General features: G+C 44.1%; 9 protein-coding genes. 1 reads left to right on the top strand and 8 read right to left on the bottom strand.

Going from position 1 to position 17,553, the window contains the following annotated elements; genetic code table 11:
* Positions 1-356: 356 nt before the first annotated feature.
* The 4 genes from BM210_RS00005 to BM210_RS00020 all read right to left on the bottom strand — a co-directional run bounded on the left by BM210_RS00005 (position 357) and on the right by BM210_RS00020 (position 6,877).
* The gene (locus tag BM210_RS00005; protein WP_091163370.1) at positions 357-1,955 is read right to left on the bottom strand and encodes a response regulator; all 1,599 of its coding nucleotides are present in this window, start codon (positions 1,953-1,955) and stop codon (positions 357-359) included.
* Positions 1,956-1,964: 9 nt separating this feature from the next.
* A complete protein-coding gene (locus tag BM210_RS00010) occupies positions 1,965-3,785 on the bottom strand; it encodes a sensor histidine kinase (protein ID WP_091163372.1) in 1,821 nt (606 codons plus the stop codon).
* On the bottom strand, positions 3,786-5,186 hold the full coding sequence (locus tag BM210_RS00015; protein ID WP_091163374.1) for an ABC transporter substrate-binding protein: 1,401 nt from the start codon (positions 5,184-5,186) through the stop codon (positions 3,786-3,788).
* Between the two features lie 98 nt (positions 5,187-5,284).
* Positions 5,285-6,877, bottom strand: a complete 1,593-nt coding sequence (locus tag BM210_RS00020) for a hypothetical protein (protein WP_091163375.1) — start codon at positions 6,875-6,877, stop codon at positions 5,285-5,287.
* Between the two features lie 273 nt (positions 6,878-7,150).
* Between BM210_RS00020 and BM210_RS00025 the strand changes: the two genes are divergently transcribed.
* Complete coding sequence (locus tag BM210_RS00025) at positions 7,151-7,351, top strand: transposase (protein WP_256223227.1); 201 nt, start codon at positions 7,151-7,153, stop codon at positions 7,349-7,351.
* A gap of 406 nt (positions 7,352-7,757) precedes the next feature.
* Here the strand turns inward: BM210_RS00025 and BM210_RS34180 are convergent, their stop codons facing one another.
* From BM210_RS34180 to BM210_RS00045, 4 genes are all read right to left on the bottom strand, one after another.
* A complete protein-coding gene (locus BM210_RS34180) occupies positions 7,758-13,583 on the bottom strand; it encodes a fibronectin type III domain-containing protein (protein WP_143100967.1) in 5,826 nt (1,941 codons plus the stop codon).
* Positions 13,584-14,376: 793 nt separating this feature from the next.
* The gene (gene sigK / locus BM210_RS00035) at positions 14,377-15,078 is read right to left on the bottom strand and encodes an RNA polymerase sporulation sigma factor SigK (protein ID WP_091163377.1); all 702 of its coding nucleotides are present in this window, start codon (positions 15,076-15,078) and stop codon (positions 14,377-14,379) included.
* Positions 15,079-15,633: 555 nt separating this feature from the next.
* Positions 15,634-16,893 carry a discoidin domain-containing protein gene (locus tag BM210_RS00040; protein WP_091163379.1) on the bottom strand — a complete coding sequence of 420 codons (1,260 nt, stop codon included), beginning with the start codon at positions 16,891-16,893 and terminating at the stop codon, positions 15,634-15,636.
* 56 nt (positions 16,894-16,949) lie between these two features.
* Positions 16,950-17,354, bottom strand: coding sequence for a response regulator transcription factor (locus BM210_RS00045; protein ID WP_091163380.1), 405 nt, complete (start codon positions 17,352-17,354; stop codon positions 16,950-16,952).
* Positions 17,355-17,553: the final 199 nt, after the last annotated feature.

A 17,553-nucleotide genomic window follows, 5' to 3' on the forward strand; every position in this document is an offset into this window, starting at 1 on the left:
AGCAATTTTTTTTTCTTAGGCTTCCCGTTATTTACGCACAGTCGCCGACTTATCCTGCCGCTACGTGCTTCACGCTTTCGCATTTGGGTCTGCACATCCGCTTGCGGATCTCTCGATTTCCCGCATCTCCTTCAGACAAGTACCTCGCGATATTGCCCTAGATTAAGCTTCTCAAGTCGTACCAGAAAGCTTGAGGAAGGACTCTCACCTTCGAGAAAGTAACTTTCCAAGTTCTCGGCTCGTATTTACCAAGGTAACGTCACCGCCGCTTGTATTCGTTTACTCATAGCACTAAAGCGCTAAAGTTGCGACTGCCCGTCGCACATAAAAAGCAGTCCAATTAACGGACTGCTTCACTACTTCTGGTGGTTCCGGTATTCTTGAGGGGTCTGTCCTATTACTCTTTTAAAAATCTTGCTGAAATAATAGGCGTCAGGATAACCAACCCTTACACCGATCTCATATACTTTGCTGTTGGAATGTTTAAGTAAATGTTGTGCCTGCTCGATCCGAACTTGAATGAGAAAATCGATAAAATTTTCATTGGTTCCCCTTTTAAACAACGAACTTAAATAATTCGGCGTAATGTTGAGGCAATTCGAAACCGACTTTAAGGAAATATCCTTATCATAGTTTTCCAGAATAATTTTTTTGGCGCGAAAAACTATATTTTTTGCATCGTCAATTTGGAGCAATACCGAAATAACCTTAGCTTTAAGCTCGAGAATCCAGTTGCGAAAATCATCCAGCGTCCGAAACTGTTCCAATCGCGATAAGGGTACGGTCTTATCCAAATCCTCCTCAGTGAATTCTTTGCACCTAACAGTGACCATAAACGTTAATGACCAGCAAATTCCACGCAAAGTGTCTTCCGATTTATTAAAGCGTCCGTCATCGATTTTTTGGACGAATTGATCGAAGGCGTTCGTGATCAATCCCCCATCAAGCACATGAAACGCCTTTTCTATGTTTTTAAATTCCTCTTCAAAACCGATAGTATGACTGGAATCGAATGTTTGTTGAAAATGATGAATGGTTTGTTTAAGCTCCGAGAATCCTTGATTCAGCGCCTCGCTTGCTTGGCGGTAGGCGGTTTTCAACTTACGGAAATGAGAGCAGACTTCGCTGATGCCGATGCTGCACTTAAAATTCAAATATGTTTTGAGAGCATTCTCCACGTGCTTGGCTATTTTCTCTGCAACTGATTTCACTTCTCGTTCCGAATCAGACTCAACTGAGAAAACAATAGTAAACTCCATGGAATTGGTCGAGATGACGTAAGCGTGGGGATAATTCTGCAGTATCTCCTCAATGATGTTAGTGATGCCGTAGGTAAGAATATATCTATCATCCACACCATATTTTTCAAATAATTCCCTGTTCTCCACTCTAAGTATCAGACATACCAGTTTGCTGGAATGAAGCTTGATTTCAAGATAATCACACTGTCCTTTAATTTCCTCTTCATTCACGTAATAGCTAAAAAAAAGGTCTTGAAATAATTTATCCCGCAATGCTGACAAATTTCTTCTTTTGTACAATTCATCTTTGACCTGTTCCTTATACATACTACGCTCTGCTTCAATTTTTCCCTTAACCTTGTTTAACAGTGCGATAAATAGGTCAGGCTCCATCTCAAGCTTTAGAATATAATCTTCAGCTCCGATTCTCATTGCTTCTTTAACATAGTCGAAATCACCATAAGAGCTTAGGACAATGAATTTGGTATCCTTTAAATGCTCCCGCAAAGCAGCGATGAGTTCCACGCCGTTTAATATCGGCATCTTGATATCCGTAATGATGATATCCGGCTTCAATTGCATAGCTAAATCCAATGCGACCTTGCCATTCTCCGCCTCGGCAATTAAATCAAAGTCGAATTTCTCCCAAGGAATCAGAGTCTTTAATCCTACCCTTGCTAGTATTTCATCGTCTGCAATCATAACTTTGATCATATGTTCCTCCTATTCTAAACCTGCATCGATAGGAAACCGAATATTAACGGACGTATATTCATCTCTTACACTTTCTATGCGAATCCCGTACTTTTCTCCGTAAGTCAACCGCAGTCGCTCGTCGACATTCTTGATCCCTATGCCGTTAAACCGTTTGCCGTTGCTTTCATCATTCAATATTCGGGCTACATCCATGCCCACCCCATCATCATGCACTACAATTTCCACGATATCGTTGCAAAACTTCATTTGAATACGAATACAACCGATCCCACTTTTAGGTTCAATACCGTGGAATATAGCATTTTCTATGAATGGTTGCAGAATAAACTTAATACATTTAACCTTCATTAAATTGGGTTCGATGTCGTAATCAACATAAAATTTATCCGAATACTTAATCTCTTGAATTTTTATGTAATCCTTTACTATAGTCAATTCCTCTTCAATCGTAATCATGGCGTCTCTTTTACTGGTACAATTAACAAGAAGCCTGCCCAGTGCCTCGACCATCTCTTTAATGTTGTCTGCCTTATGAATCATGGCCATCCATCGGATGGAATTAAGCGAGTTATAAAGAAAATGTGGGTTAATTTGCGCTTGAAGGGATTGGTATTCCATATCTTTCTTCTTCGTTTGCTCTTCGACCATCTCGGTAATCAGGTCTTGAATTCTTTCAATCATATAATTAAAACTTGAGCTTAAAAGACCGATTTCGTCATTCCCTTTATATTCAGATTTTACGGCTAACCCGTCTTCTTTGACACTCAGCATGACGGAAGTAAGCTGCTTGATTGGACGAACAATCCCGGATGAAACAAAATACCAGATAATTCCGGATAGTATAAAGCAGATCAACACAACAGTGATCGAAATATTAAAAATAATTTTGTTATCCTTGAGCAGTTCACTAAGAGGGATACTGTCCGTCAACCACCATCCGTAACGCTCAATGTAATAATAAACCATCAGTTGACCGTCTTTAGTAATAAAAGAACCGTGATCTCCCTTTTGCAATTTCAGCTTGTCTATGTCGGGAAACGTCTTTAATAGCATGTTTTTATCGGGGTCATGCACAATTAGTCCGTTATCATCAACAACCACAAATTTACCTATTTTTTTCATATTACTGTCTTCAAATAAATTGTCAAACAAATCATTTCTAATTTTAATATAAATAACCCCAAGCTTTTCTAATGTTGCGCTATTGCGGAACGTTTTGACCATGGAAGGAGTATAACCGTTACCCGATAAATTTGACCGGCTCGATGTTTCATCCGCATTTCCGAACCAAAACCGAGGTTTATCCATCTTAATGGCTTGCCCATACCAGCTAATTTCCTTCAATTTTTCATCATTTGGGTATATTTCATTCGTAGCGCCCGTAAAGAGAATAATACCGTTGTCCCCAAAAATCTGAATGGAAGCTACGTTTGAGACAGCAAATGCCTGCATTGTAAAATTCGTGAGCGATTGTTGCGCTCCTTCCAGATCGTAATACGCTTGTGTGGAATGCTGGCGAAAATTAGGTGAAAGCACCTTTTGAATATCTGAATTATATAGGATGTAGTCAGCGATTTTTTCAAATTGCTTAAATTCAATACTGATTATGTTCTTGTTGTAAGCAAGATTGTCTAAAAAAGATTCACTGACTTTACGTTTCAACAGGTCAATTGAAAAATAATAGGTGCTAACACTAATAATCGTTGTTGGCAAAAACATGACCAGCATAAAAGAGATGAATATTTTCCGCTGAATGCTCTTTCTGATACCAAACCAGTTTTTAAGAATCATAAGAATCACCGGATTTCTGCGTACATGATAGCGCATTCATGATTTCATATCCGCGGCTGGATTTTTAGAAATAATTAACTCATCTGATCTTTTCTTCATATCTTTCAAAGCGTCATCCACACTCAATTCTCCAAGGAAAGCTTTGGTTACATCTTCCTTCACTACCTGCAATATTTCTTTCTTGGCGGTACTCATTGTGGTTTCTGGCGAAACAAACACCGTATTCAGGTCTTCAAACACCTGCTTGCTCTGATGTTCATCAACTCCTGGTGCGCTGTAAATTAATTTATCCACAGCATGAATAACTTTGGGATCGGATAGTGTCGCGGCCGGCATCATCCCTTTCGGCGCAACCGTTTCATCCGGATGAACGAGACAGTAAAATTTAATGAACTCGAAGGCTTCCTTCGGATGCTTGCTATTTCTGGGAATGCTCAAATCACTGAAGGTAATTAGTGAAACCGTTACAGATTGGGCGTCAATCCTTGGCATTTGGACGACTCCCATTTCAAAATCATGTTTATATTCCGGGAGACTGCTTCTCCATATATTGTAGGTCGGCTCGATAAACATGGCGAACTTCCCTCTAAAAAACAGATTGGTTCGATTCGTTTCGATATCAAGTTTTTGAGCGGGAAACTCGGCTAGAGGCATGATCGACTTATCCTTGTTTTGCATATCGATAAAGAGCTGGAGACTTTGCTTATAACTGGGATGATCAAAATTAGTTTCATGATCGTTTTTATACATGCCGTTTAACCCAAGCGTTTGTATGGCAAGAGTACTCCACCCCACATTTGGGTCCATGGGATAGATGACGGAACCATAAATTTTGTCTGAACCGTTGCCGTTTGTTAATAGTTTAGCGGTTTGCATAAAATCCTGCCAAGTCCAGTCAGCTTTTGGATACGGAACGTGAGCATCATCGAACAGTTTTTTATTATAAAATACCGCAAACTTATTAACTCCATAAGGAATGCTGTAATAATGGTCGTCGATTTTAGTTAACTCGGTTATAGCCTTACCAAACGTTTTTTCATAATCGATATTGTTTTCTTTCAAAAAATCATCGAGAGGTAAATAGAGATTGTTTTTTACTCTCTCTCTTAGATCATCTGGGCTGAACTGGGCGGTTACATCAATGGACTCTTCGGAAATAAGGAGAGAATTGATTTTAGTTGGTATACTTGAGGTTCTTGGAAACTGATGAAATATGGCTTCAATATTATTATGAGACTTGTTAAACGCGTCAAAAGCTGGTTTCATCCCGGGCTCTGCCGTCCAGTGCCAAACATCAATCTTAATCTTATCCCTAGTTGGCGAATTTTCATAATTGTCCGTTACAGCTAATTTATTTTCTGAGATACATGCGGTGACGACGAAAAGGAATATTGTCAGAACACTTGTTGCCTGAATGACAGCTAGTTTCCGTTCCATTGAAAAAAACCATCCTTTCTTTTAATAAAGGTCAAGTGTATCCATATTCCGTTGACCAACTAGCCTTCTCTTTCCTCTGCCTTACGCTACCTCACTGCTTACTTTGCCGGATCGGTCTTCTGAATATACCAATAAGCTGCTGGCATCTGAAAGGAACCTTTCGGATTGGTGACCAAGCTGTATGCCGCCACCCGGTACATTCCGGACTGCTCCGGCAGCATCACCTTTGCGGTAAAGCGATCGCCTTCAAACGGCACCGATACCGGGTCGCCCTCCTGGACGTATTCGTCTCCCTCCTGACGTTCCATTCTAAAGGTCAAGCCTGTGCCATTGATCCTGTCCACCGTTCCCGAGAAGATCATGTCCGAGCTGGAGGTTTCCTGATATGCCTTTTCCGGCGTCACCTTCAAAAGGCGGGTGGAGTCTCCGGAGCTGAACGGCGTGTTCTGGTCCAGGATTGCCGCAAGCTCCCGAATGGGAAGCTCCACAGCATACGCCGCGTCGAATAAAATGCACATTCCCTGGGTCAATCGAAGCTGCATCCGGTTCGTTCCGAGCTCCAGTTTGATGGACGTATCCTGTCTATATTTAGGTCCGTCTTCGACAGCATCAGCCATGCCGCCTGCGCCAACCGGCGCGTGAGACATCTGCCCGTCTGTCTCTTTTTCAAGATCAAGGAAGGGAAGGTACGAGGTTCCCTGCAAAAACTCGTCCACGCGGACAATGTAATTGTAGTTATCCCCACGCTGCTTGAGCCCATGGTCCTCCACAATCAACTTCCGGTATGTGATGTTCTCCAAATGCGTCTCCGGGCTCCACACCGACTCATAGCCCAACAAGTCCTTAAGATCCGGCTCCCTTAGCAGCCATTTGCCGTCCTGCTTGACCGGTTCCTTCCAAACCTCCGCCTTACCTACCGTTGTCCCAAACCAAATCAAGTCCGCATGGTTGTCACCTTCCCTTAGGACAAATCCGTTGGTCCCGTTTTCAACCAGCAGACTGCCGTTTTCCGTTTCTTTCGCTGTATAACCCAACATACCAGCAATCCATGATACATCCAGCATAGGCAAATCATCGATTGTCCGGCCGACTTCCTCCCCGTTCCACGTGATCTGCGGGTCTAAGATCATAATATTGTCCACCTTAACAGTGCCTTTTTCCCGCACTACCAGCGGATTAGCGGTGAACCATCCAGCATCGTCAACGCTTGGAGTGAAGATTATTTTTCTCTCCTTCTCGAACCACACGACACTCCCGAAAGCGGACAAATCGTTCAGCTTGATGACCGTTCTTCCCCCGATATTAATGGAAGGAATCTTACGATCACCGTAATAAGCTGTTATATCCGTAGACAGGACGTCGGCCACCTTTGTGCCTGACGGCTGGGTTGTTTTCTGGACGGGCAGAGGATGGACCTCCTTTTTTCCGCTGTAACGAATAACAATCTTCCTTTCCTGAGGCACCCAAGCCACGTCAAAACCGTATTCCCTTAGATCCTCTGCCGCTACAGCCGTGTAGCCGTTCACATTTAGCGAAGGAATCTCGGTGCCGTTAACATACGCACGAATATCAGTTGATAGAACCTGTCCGGTCACATCTCCGATCTCTATTGCCCGGACGAAAGGCGTGCTGCCTAAGGCTAGAAACGCAGCAATCCCGAGCACAGCGGTTGACAAACTGATTTTCTTCATCCGTATTATTCTCCTTTCGGATTCGTATGCTGCCCGTTGAGCCAAATTAGGGTAATACCAATTGGCGAGTGGTGTTCGACTGGCAATCTGGTATTTATCGATGTTAGGATCGTTAAATCTCTTAACGGACTCTTGCACCAACTCCAAAAATTGTTGTTTTCTAGTACGAAGGTGCTCACCTACTATACTAACCATGTTCCGTTTTTCTATATTATACCATTATTTCATTCTTCTGTTTGAGATTAGCTTAACGCTGCAACGGAAATCGGGACAATTATTAAGAAACATTTTCCCAGTGCTGCACATTTATGTTCATGGGCTGGACTGGTACCTGAACATAAATGTGCAGGAAAAAGGACATCTACCAAAGCCAAAAATGGAAACAAATATCTGAAATCCGCATTAGTTGAAACAGCTCACTCTGTTGCAGCGTCAAAAAACTATCTCGGATTCATGTACGAACCTACCGATTAAAGCCTGCCGTGAAGGCAGACTCTTTAAGGTCTTCCTGTTTCTATTTACACATAATATTTTACGCTCTCTCCCTTATGTTACCGTATCTTTATACAAATGCCGATACGTTTATACATAGTTATTGAAACTAAAAAGGCAAAATAAAAACCCTCAAAGAGGGTGTAATCATTGATATTGGTGGAGATAGGCGGAATCGAACCACCGACTGATCGCTGCCAGCGATCTGCCCCCTCCCTGAACTAAAGCCCCAAATTCATTTTTTATACACCAGACTTTTACCCTGCCAGCAATGCAATCTCTCACTGTTGGTTGGTTAAAATGAATATTAAAAAAAGGCCATACTGCAGCAGCTTTCCATTCTTTTGCAGTATGGCCTTTGCTATAAGTTGCAGGCTGTAGCACAGATTTATATCAAATCCGATTTTTGCAGCAGTCGTTGTATAATCGCTGCAACCTCGGCGCGTGTAATATTCGCCTTCGGCTCAAGCTCGGTTGCGCTTCTTCCCGATACGATACCTGCTTGAATACTATCGGCAATGCTGCTTGATGCCCAAGTCGAAGCATTGGTTGAATCGATAAATGGACGCAATGTATCTTCCGTTACTTTTATTGTAAGTTTGGCTTTCAGATTGGTGATCGTCATCGCTTTGGCGATAATCACCATCGCTTGTTCTCGGGTAATGTTGTCATTCGGACGGAAGGTTCCGTCTTCAAAACCATTGATTAGTTGATACGCATAGGCTGTGTTTATCGCGCTGCTGTACCAATCCGAAGTCTTTACATCCGAGATGGGCGTCGTACTGTTCTCTAGCTTAAGCCCCAATCCGCGAACGATAATCGCCGTAAATTCGGCGCGTGTAATGTCCCGGTTAGGGCTGAACTGGTCATTGCCGCTACCGCTGATGACCATTCGCGAGCCCATGTCGTTGACGGCAGTTTTTGCCCAATGGTTCGCTACATCCTTGAATTCAAGTGGATGCCAGACGATCGAGTACGTGCTGTTGGTCAAGCTGTTGATTTTAGCGTAATATTTGCTGTCAATCATTACGACTTTGGTCGGCACATGGCGTACTGTTCCGTCCGGCTCGACCACAATGCCCGTAGTAATCCTGTTCGGGTCTACACCGTCAGGAATGGCAATCGTGCGTTCCACATAGGCATCGAACTTCGAGACTTCGACAGTCTTTTCTCCGTAAGTACCTATTACTTTAAACTCCACCGGCGGCACGACCAGCGTAAACGAGCCTTGCGCTGCCGCGTTTTCCAACACTTTTACCGTATTGGCGAGCGGAACGGAGATTTCAACCTGAATCTTGATGTCCTGCAAGGCAACAGACATCCCGACTTGATCGGAGATGGCGCTGATATTGATTTGCTGCGCAGGAATCGTGTAAGTTGCAAGATCTGTTTTAATTTCCAAAACCGCTTGCTTGCCTTCCATATTTTTAACCATCTGCCCATTCAGCTCAGCAACGATAACGTCAGATTTGGCATTCACAGGAATCGTCACCACCGCACGCTGGCCTTCCGTCGCAAGCTTATTATCCAGCTTTTTCTGCTCAACCACTATGGTAGTTACGGTTTTGTCATTCCGATTGCTTGTCGTTGCTGTTCCCGCATTTTCCGCTTTACCGTTGACGAGTACATTCACACCCGTATTCGAGGTCTCCGGCGTTGCTGAAGCTTCAGGAGTGGATGAAGCACTATTACTATTACTATTACTATTGGATGATGACATCGGTAAAACCATATTGGATTCGACAGAAGATACACTTTTACCGGCGCCATTGACCGCCTTTACGGTGAACGTATAGCTTACACCGTTAGCCAAACCATTAATAGTAATCGGGCTGGTGGCTCCAGTCACGGTGATGTTCCCTGGCAAGACTGTTACCTCGTACCCAGTAATCACGCTGCCTCCGTTATCAGTCGGGGCTGTAAAGGTAACTGTGGCTTGCCCGTTTCCAGCAAACGCCGTTACATTCGTAGGCGCTGCCGGTACAGCGACTGGCGCTGCGCTTACCTGATTGGATGCCGCGCTCAAGCCTCCCAAATTACCTGCTTTCACGATAAAATAGTAGGCCGTTCCGTTTTCCAAATTTTGCATTTTGTAGTTTGAATACGTCAAGGTCGTCACTGAAGCATTGCCGAATTGACCCAAAGTTGTTGACATATAAAGACTGTAATAGGTCGCTCCCGTTACCGTATCCCAATTTAAAGTAATTTGTCGGTCTCCTCCCCTAGCTGTAAGGTTTTGCGGATTAGCAGGAGCATTCGGCAAGTTGACCACTTGAGTTACGGTAAACGTCACAGGTGTCATACCGTCTGCCGATACAGTGACCGACGCAGTGTACGTACCTGCCGCCAAGCCGGCTTTGGCTGTGACAGTGAAGCTCGTTGCTGGCTCTCCGCTGTTTAATGACAAAGCTGGCTGCGTGATTAAAAAGTTACTTGCATTCGTACCGCTAAGCGTTGCGAGCAAGTTAGTCAAATTGCCAGTACCCGTATTCGCTATGCTGACGGTTTTTGTTTCTTGCATATTCGAATCGTAACCTTGAACAAGTGGTGACACTGTTTGATTGGCTAATCCAGTAATTGTATAAGTTAGTGCTGCGTCTGACGTCACGTTCGCGATGTTTGAGTTGCCCGCGTTCAACCCGCCCGTTACTACTAAACGGAAATCATACGCGCTCGCTGCGCTCAATCCCGTTACTGTCGCGCTCGTCGCATTGTTCCCGATCACGCCGGTCGTGGCGGTGGTCCATGTGTTCGCTCCCGATGGCGACTGCTGGATGATAACCCCCGTTGCTCCACTTGCCGCTGTCCAGCTAAACGCAGCCGTTGTGCTCGTCTTACTTGTGTTCGCAAAGTCGCTGACCGGGCTTGCAATTGTCGTCACGTTCACCACGTTTGAGTTGCCAGCGTTCGTACCTCCCGTTACTACTAAACGGAAATCATACGCGCTCGCTGCGCTCAATCCCGTTACCGTCGTGCTCATCGCATTGTTCGCGATCACGCCGGTCATGGCTGTGGTCCATGTGTTCGCTCCCGCTGGCGACTGCTGGATGATGATGCTCGTCGCTCCGCTCGCCGCTGTCCAGCTAAACGCAGCCGTTGTGCTCGTTTTCGCGGTGTTGGCAAAGTCGCTAACCGGACTTGCATTTGTCGTCACGTTCACCACGTTTGAGTTGCCCGCGTTCGTGCCTCCCGTTACTACTAAACGGAAATCATACGCGCTCGCTGCGCTCAATCCCGTTACTGTCGCGCTCGTCGCATTGTTCCCGATCACGACGGTCGTGGCGGTGGTCCATGTGTTCGCTCCCGATGGCGACTGCTGGATGATAACCCCCGTTGCTCCGCTTGCCGCTGTCCAGCTAAACGCAGCCGTTGTGCTTGTCTTACTTGTGCTCGCAAAATCGCTGACCGGACTCGCATTCGTCGTCACGTTCACCACGTTTGAGTTGCCTGCGTTCGTATCTCCCGTTACTACTAAACGGAAATCATACGCGACTGCCGCATTTAAGCCCGTTACTGTCGCGCTCGTCGCATTGTTCGCGATCACGCTGGTCGTGGCTGTGGTCCATGTGTTCGCTCCCGCTGGTGACTGCTGGATGATAACCCCCGTTGCTCCGCTTGCCGCTGTCCAGCTAAACGCAGCCGTTGTGCTCGTTTTCGCGGTGTTGGCAAAGTCGCTAACCGGACTCGCATTTGTCGTCACGTTCAACTCGTTTGAGTTGCCCGCGTTCGACCCGCCCGTTACCACCAAACGGAAATCATACGCGCTCGCTGCGCTCAATCCCGTTACCGTCGCGCTCGTCGCATTGTTCGCGATCACGCCGGTCGTGGCCGTTGCCCATGTGTTCGCTCCCGCTGGCGACTGCTGGATGATAACCCCCGTTGCTCCGCTTGCCGCTGTCCAGCTAAACGCAGCCGTTGTGCTTGTTTTCGCGGTGTTGGCAAAGTCGCTAACCGGACTTGCATCTGTTGTCACGTTCACCACGTTTGAGTTGCCTGCGTTCGTACCTCCCGTTACCACCAAACGGAAATCATACGCGCTCGCTGCGCTCAATCCCGTTACCGTCGCGCTCGTCGCATTGTTCGCGATCACGCCGGTCGTAGCCGTTGCCCATGTGTTCGCTCCCGCTGGCGACTGCTGGATGATAACCCCCGTCGCTCCACTGGCTGCCGTCCAACTGAATGTAGCCGTCGTGCTCGTCTTCCCTGTGATTGCAAAGTTACTAATCGGGGTCGTATTGACTGAAGTCATAACTAATTTAGAATCACCCGAAATTATAACTTGATTATTCACTTCCATGATCGAAACCGGATACATCGATGACGTAGTCAGGTTCGAATCTTGCCAGGTTTGACCTGCATCGCCAGAGTAATATATCTTTGGCCAGTTATTACTATCCGCTGTCATAACGTAAATGTTATTTCCGTTTCTCCCCATTTGCGCGGAAGAACCGTAGTTGTATTGAGAGCCTGAGATAATCGAAGGGGCTGACCACGCTGAAAGATCAGCGCTTGAGCGCGAGAGCACCTCATAAGACTCAGTATCATATCCTGACAAAACATATTTGCTTCCATCGTAAATAATATTCACTAATGCTTCAGTAGAACCAGGGTAACCGCTGGATTGATTTGCCCACGTCTGCCCGTCTGAAGATGTCCAAATAATTGGCGAAGTAAACTTATAACTTGCATCTATTTTGTTCCCTACAACAATGAACTCGTTATTAATAAAAGCTATAGAATTTAAATAGGAGAACGTATTTGCAGGCAATGTCGGCTCAGACCAGGATACGCCGTCTGCAGATGTTTTAATAACCGGAAGCGTATTAGATTCCGAAGGCTTGGTACCTATTGCAACGAATTTTCCAGCTCCAAAAGCAATATCATAAAGAGAACTGGAGTCGTTAATCGTTGTCTGTACGCTCCAGGCCGAACCGTTGCTTGATGTTGCCAAACCGGTTGTGGTGCCCGCCAACTCTCCAATAGCAACATATTTATTGTTGCCAAAGGCGGCAGCGACGAGAGGCTTCATATGTGACGATAAATTGATAGCACTCCAAGACGCCAAATCCACTGAGGTCCAGATTCCCCCATCATTTCCTTGTTTTCCGATCGCTAAATATTTAGCGCCATCGTAAATAACTTCATAAAAGATACCGCCCCACTTATAGCTCCAATTCTGTCCGTCGGATGAAACCAGCAGCCCTCCGTTACCCAATCGGAAATACTTTCCGTTCACATATTCAACATTTTGAACAACAATCTCGTGCTGAAATGTTTGCAGTGTCCATGTCACGGCATCCGACGACGTATAGACAGCCCCGTAGTATGGATTTTGATAACCAAACAAGTAATATTTACTGCCGTCGTAAAAACCTGTAAACATCTGATTGGCCGTTTGCGCAGCATTTTGCTTAAAAGGGGACCCGACTAAAGTAAATGTCGATAAATCCGTTGAGGTCCAGATGTAAGCGCTGGGATCGGAAATAAAGTAACGATCGTTCATCCAGGTCAACATATTTGTGCCCGATGATGGAATATTGCCGGGTTGCTTTGGATGCGTTGTAGTCCATGCAGTTCCGTTTGTTGTAGAGTAAATGTCTCCCGAATCATTTCCGACAGCCAAACGGGCGCCCGCGTTCCTTACAGTAATTCTTGTCAAATATCTGGCTGAATCTAAACCTGTCGGAACAACGGAAGTCCAGCTAATTCCATCTGTAGACTTTAAAAACTTCCCCTGGGTTAACACATAAAAAGCACTGCTCCCATTGAATGTAAGGTACTTCACCTCCCCGATGGACGTATTTATCCCTGACGTACGTTGAGTCCAGGCCGTACCATCTGTTGAGGTTAATATAACACCATCCCTCCCGGTTGAAACGAAAATACCGTTTCCGTAGGCCACACTGTTAAAGCTAAAAGTGTCACGATTGGTTACCCCTATGTACGTAATATCGGCCTTCGTTTTTACGTTTACCCAGCTTTCCGCATCTACGGATCTAATGATCGAGCCTTCGGAACCGACCGCAATGTATTGATTGTTTCCATATGCAACATCACTCATTGAACCGAACGGCAGAGCGTCATTATTTTTAGTTATGAACGTATCGGGCCCCGAGCTTACGGCGAACGCTTCCGAACCAAAAGAACAAATAAGAGGGAGGAATATTAACAGAAAAGAAATACTTTTTAGCTGCATAACTCCTGGTTTATTCATTGAAATTCCTCCAAATTGATTAAGACGTAAGAACTGCCTCTCCAAAAAAGCGAGTGCCGGGCTAATAATTTGTAGCTTCCTCCTTTCCTACGTATCGATGAAAAATGAGTTTTGCAGCTTAACCGGTCATCGTATCGAAATTCACGTTCTAAAAACTTTCCACCATGAAGTATAAAGTTTTACACAGAAGTGTCGAAATCCTGCAAAAATCCCCCCCAAGCAAACTAAGGTTTGTAGGATAGCCTTTGTCTATTATGCTAACGAATTAATGCTTCTTCCCGATACGATACCCAAGGCGGAGCGCGATAAGATGATTGATACGTTCCAAGCCACATACGGTATGGATCCGGGTATCTTTGTTCTGTCAATAGAGTAATAAATTTAGCCCTCAACTTTGAATTATTTGGGATTTTAAATTTCCATCATGATTTCAATTCAGACCCTACCTCAATTGGTTTAAGGAACACCATTCCTTTAAACCGTTATTATTTTCTCGAACCTATTACTCATTTTACTTACGGGGACACAGTGACTATTTTTAAAACTTAGTATTATTTTCGAAAAACGTCCCAATTGTCCAAACGATTTTGTAACAATATAAGCGAGTAATAATGGTCACAATTTGTGGTAAATGGATATTTATGATATTTCTTGTTTCGTTCAATCGTTGACTTTATACTGTTTATGTTTTTTTCAACAAGTTGTAGTAGCTCGTCCATGACAATTACGTCCTTTCACATATAGATGAGAGCCTGCCTTCAAGGCAGACTCGTTAAAGCTTACTATTTTACAACTATCGTTTCACCTTATAAAACTCATGATAAAGCTTCATCAATGCACGCTTTTCGATCCGCGACACATATGAACGCGAGATACCCAGCGACTTGGCAATCTCCCGCTGCGTCCTCTCCTCACCGCCGGCCTCCAGCCCGAATCGGCCCACAACGACCTCACGCTCACGTTCCTCCAAAATATCCAGATTCCGATAGATTTTCGACTTTTCAATCTTAAGCTGCACGAGATCGGCAACGTCGTCAGCTTCGGACCCAAGAATATCGATTAGCGTAATCTCGTTCCCTTCCTTATCTGTTCCTATGGGGTCATGCAGAGATACATCCTTGCGCGTTTTCTTAAGTGATCTTAAATGCATAAGTATTTCGTTCTCAATACATCGGGCAGCAAAGGTGGCTAACTTGGTGCCTTTGTCAGGACTGAAAGATTCAATCGCTTTGATCAATCCGATCGTTCCGATGGAGATCAGATCTTCCAGGTCCTCTCCCGTGTTGTCAAATTTTTTGACGATATGAGCGACAAGTCGTAAGTTATGTTCGATTAACAGATTACGTGAATGCTGATTACCATCAGCCATTTGACGGAGGTGCTTTTCTTCTTCCGCTTCTGATAGCGGTTGGGGAAACGCATTGTTTTTCACGTACGAAACCAGCAGAACGACCTCTTTAATAAACAAAGCTATTGCCGAGAACAATCCAGGCATACTCAGTCACCCCCACGTTGCGAATAGTATTATTTTATGTGGGCAAGAGCCTATACGTGCCTGTACGTTTAAATTTAGAAAAAATTCGATTTGGCAATCCCTTTTTCTCCGCTTAGCCTTTCTATTAAGTGATTATTCTAAAGCAGGTACTAAAATAATGCTGATTATCAAATCCAATGAGTTCGGCGATTTCTTTGATGAAGAATTCGTTGAAGTCAAGCAGTACAATGGCTTTCTGATCCTAATCTCGGTCATTAAGTAAATAAAATACTGGGTGATTTGATATTCATTTTGTGGTAGAGAGCTTCCCCAAGCTCGCCAATACGATATTTCGCTTGAAATCTTCAATGAGGATCAATCCGTAATGCTTCCGATCTTCGGTCACATAAGACGTCTTGTTGGTTTGGATTTTCACGATTCGTTGGACATGCCAAATAACGGAGGCAACCACAAATGTGTTTATGTGGATGCTCCCGTTATATAGGCTTACCTGATCGACAACGGTTTTCAGAAAGTGACTCCTAAGGATATACCGAATGTATATTAGCAAACTTATTATACCTGTACCGAAATCTGGCGTAATATCATTACAATGTCCTCTTGATTAAAAATCCCATCCTGATTCACGTCAATTTGTAAAGCTGGATTAACAATCATGCGAACAACATCGTCTATACCAATTCGATTATCCAGAGACAGATCGAGATTTTTAAAGGTGATGACTGCTCTTGAAGGGATCGTTTTGTTGATTTCATTATTGTTCGTTTTGAACGCTCCGCTTTGTGAAGATAAAGTTACCATAGTTGCATTCATCAACACGGGTGATGCGAATGTTAGCTTGATGGTTTGATGATTGGAATCTGTAGAATCATAGACTGCGTGCGTAACTGGAATTGAAACTGCGTTTGCGGTAACTTGAAATTTATCCGCTTGCATACTATAGGTTACATCCAATACCGATGATACGGTTAACGTTATTGTATTTCCCGCAGCATTGCTAAAAGCAGATAGCAAAGCTACGTCTTTGACTTTCGGCAATAAGGCCTCTTCCAATGCTGCTATAGCCGCTTCCGCTGCTGTCAATTTACTGAGATTTGTGACCATGCTTTTTTGGTTTACAGTTAGATGTTCATAAGCAGCTCTTGCCGCTGTGATCGTCGGCTTGTCCGTTAAGGACACGGCGGCTTGGATTGGCAATTGTTCAATTTGTGCCATCATAGCGGATGCTGCAATATCATCTGCCGTTTGATGCAATAGTACCTCAAGCTCTACGAGTCCGCTGGCCGATCCGCTTGTATGTGTAATTATTATTTGTATTTTACTGGAAGTGACCTTATCAAAATCCACCGTATTTAAAAAGGCTTGTGGTGTTGCCGGAGTTTTTGTTTGGTTGGACAAACCTACCCAATTACCCCCATTCCAATATTGAATCAGATAACTGGCTGGAGTCATCACACCACCACCATCATCATAGATGTATAATTTGATCTGATTAAACGTTTTAGGCGAGCCAAAATCTATAGCTACCCAGTCCGTTGCACTCCCGGAATAATAACTGGTCCAACGGTCGCGCGGATTATTAGTATAAGAGATAATTCCATTAACGACGTTCCAAACATTATCACAGCCACAAGTGTAGGATGCGGTAACTTGCGGGTAATCCGTTTGGCTTGGATTTAAAGCGAGATTAGTTTCGTCGGCTGCATGAACGTTGCTTGAAGCATAATAAAGCGAAATCACGATAGCGATCAGTAAAAGTACCGGAGTCACACTTTTTTTAAATACCACATCGATTAATATATAAATTCCTCCCATGATTGGTATTCGTTCGCATATCTAGAATCTCGCGATTTAAGTGTCTATTCGCAATTTTATATAACCGCCTCTGGAGAATCTACTCCTTGGCTGTCACATTTCTCTTCACAAAAGTGTCCGAAAGCTTGCTGAGAGATCATTTTTGTCGAATGATTTTCATGATTGGTTAGAACATGATTGAACAGCAAGGAAAGCAGCTTCCGTGTTGATCGAATACCGATCCTTTTCATTATATTAGCTAGATGATTTTTGACAGTTTTCTCACTGATTACACAATGTTCAGCAATTTCACGGTTTGAAAAACCATAAATAGCAATTAATATGAGAATTTCCGATTCTCGCTGCGTAAACTGATAACAATTCAAGAAACTTTGCATGGCGGGATCCATTCTTTGATTCATCCGATCTTTCAAGCCCTCATAGTCCGTTCCGTCATTTTCATGAGACTCTTCGTTTTTCATACGACGATTTCCTACTGTCAATGGGCAGCATCACCTGTTCGGACTTGCTTTCCCTCATTAAACTGATGAGCATATACAGAGTCGAAATTAGAAGAATGCATCCTAATACGTTCCATAAAATCAGAAACATTTGTACATGCCTCCCTTAAAATTTGATTTTTATCTGCAGCTCCCGAACAGATCCACACTCTATTTACGC

It is taken from the genome of Paenibacillus sp. 1_12, assembly GCF_900114475.1.
Lineage (GTDB): Bacteria > Bacillota > Bacilli > Paenibacillales > NBRC-103111 > Paenibacillus_S.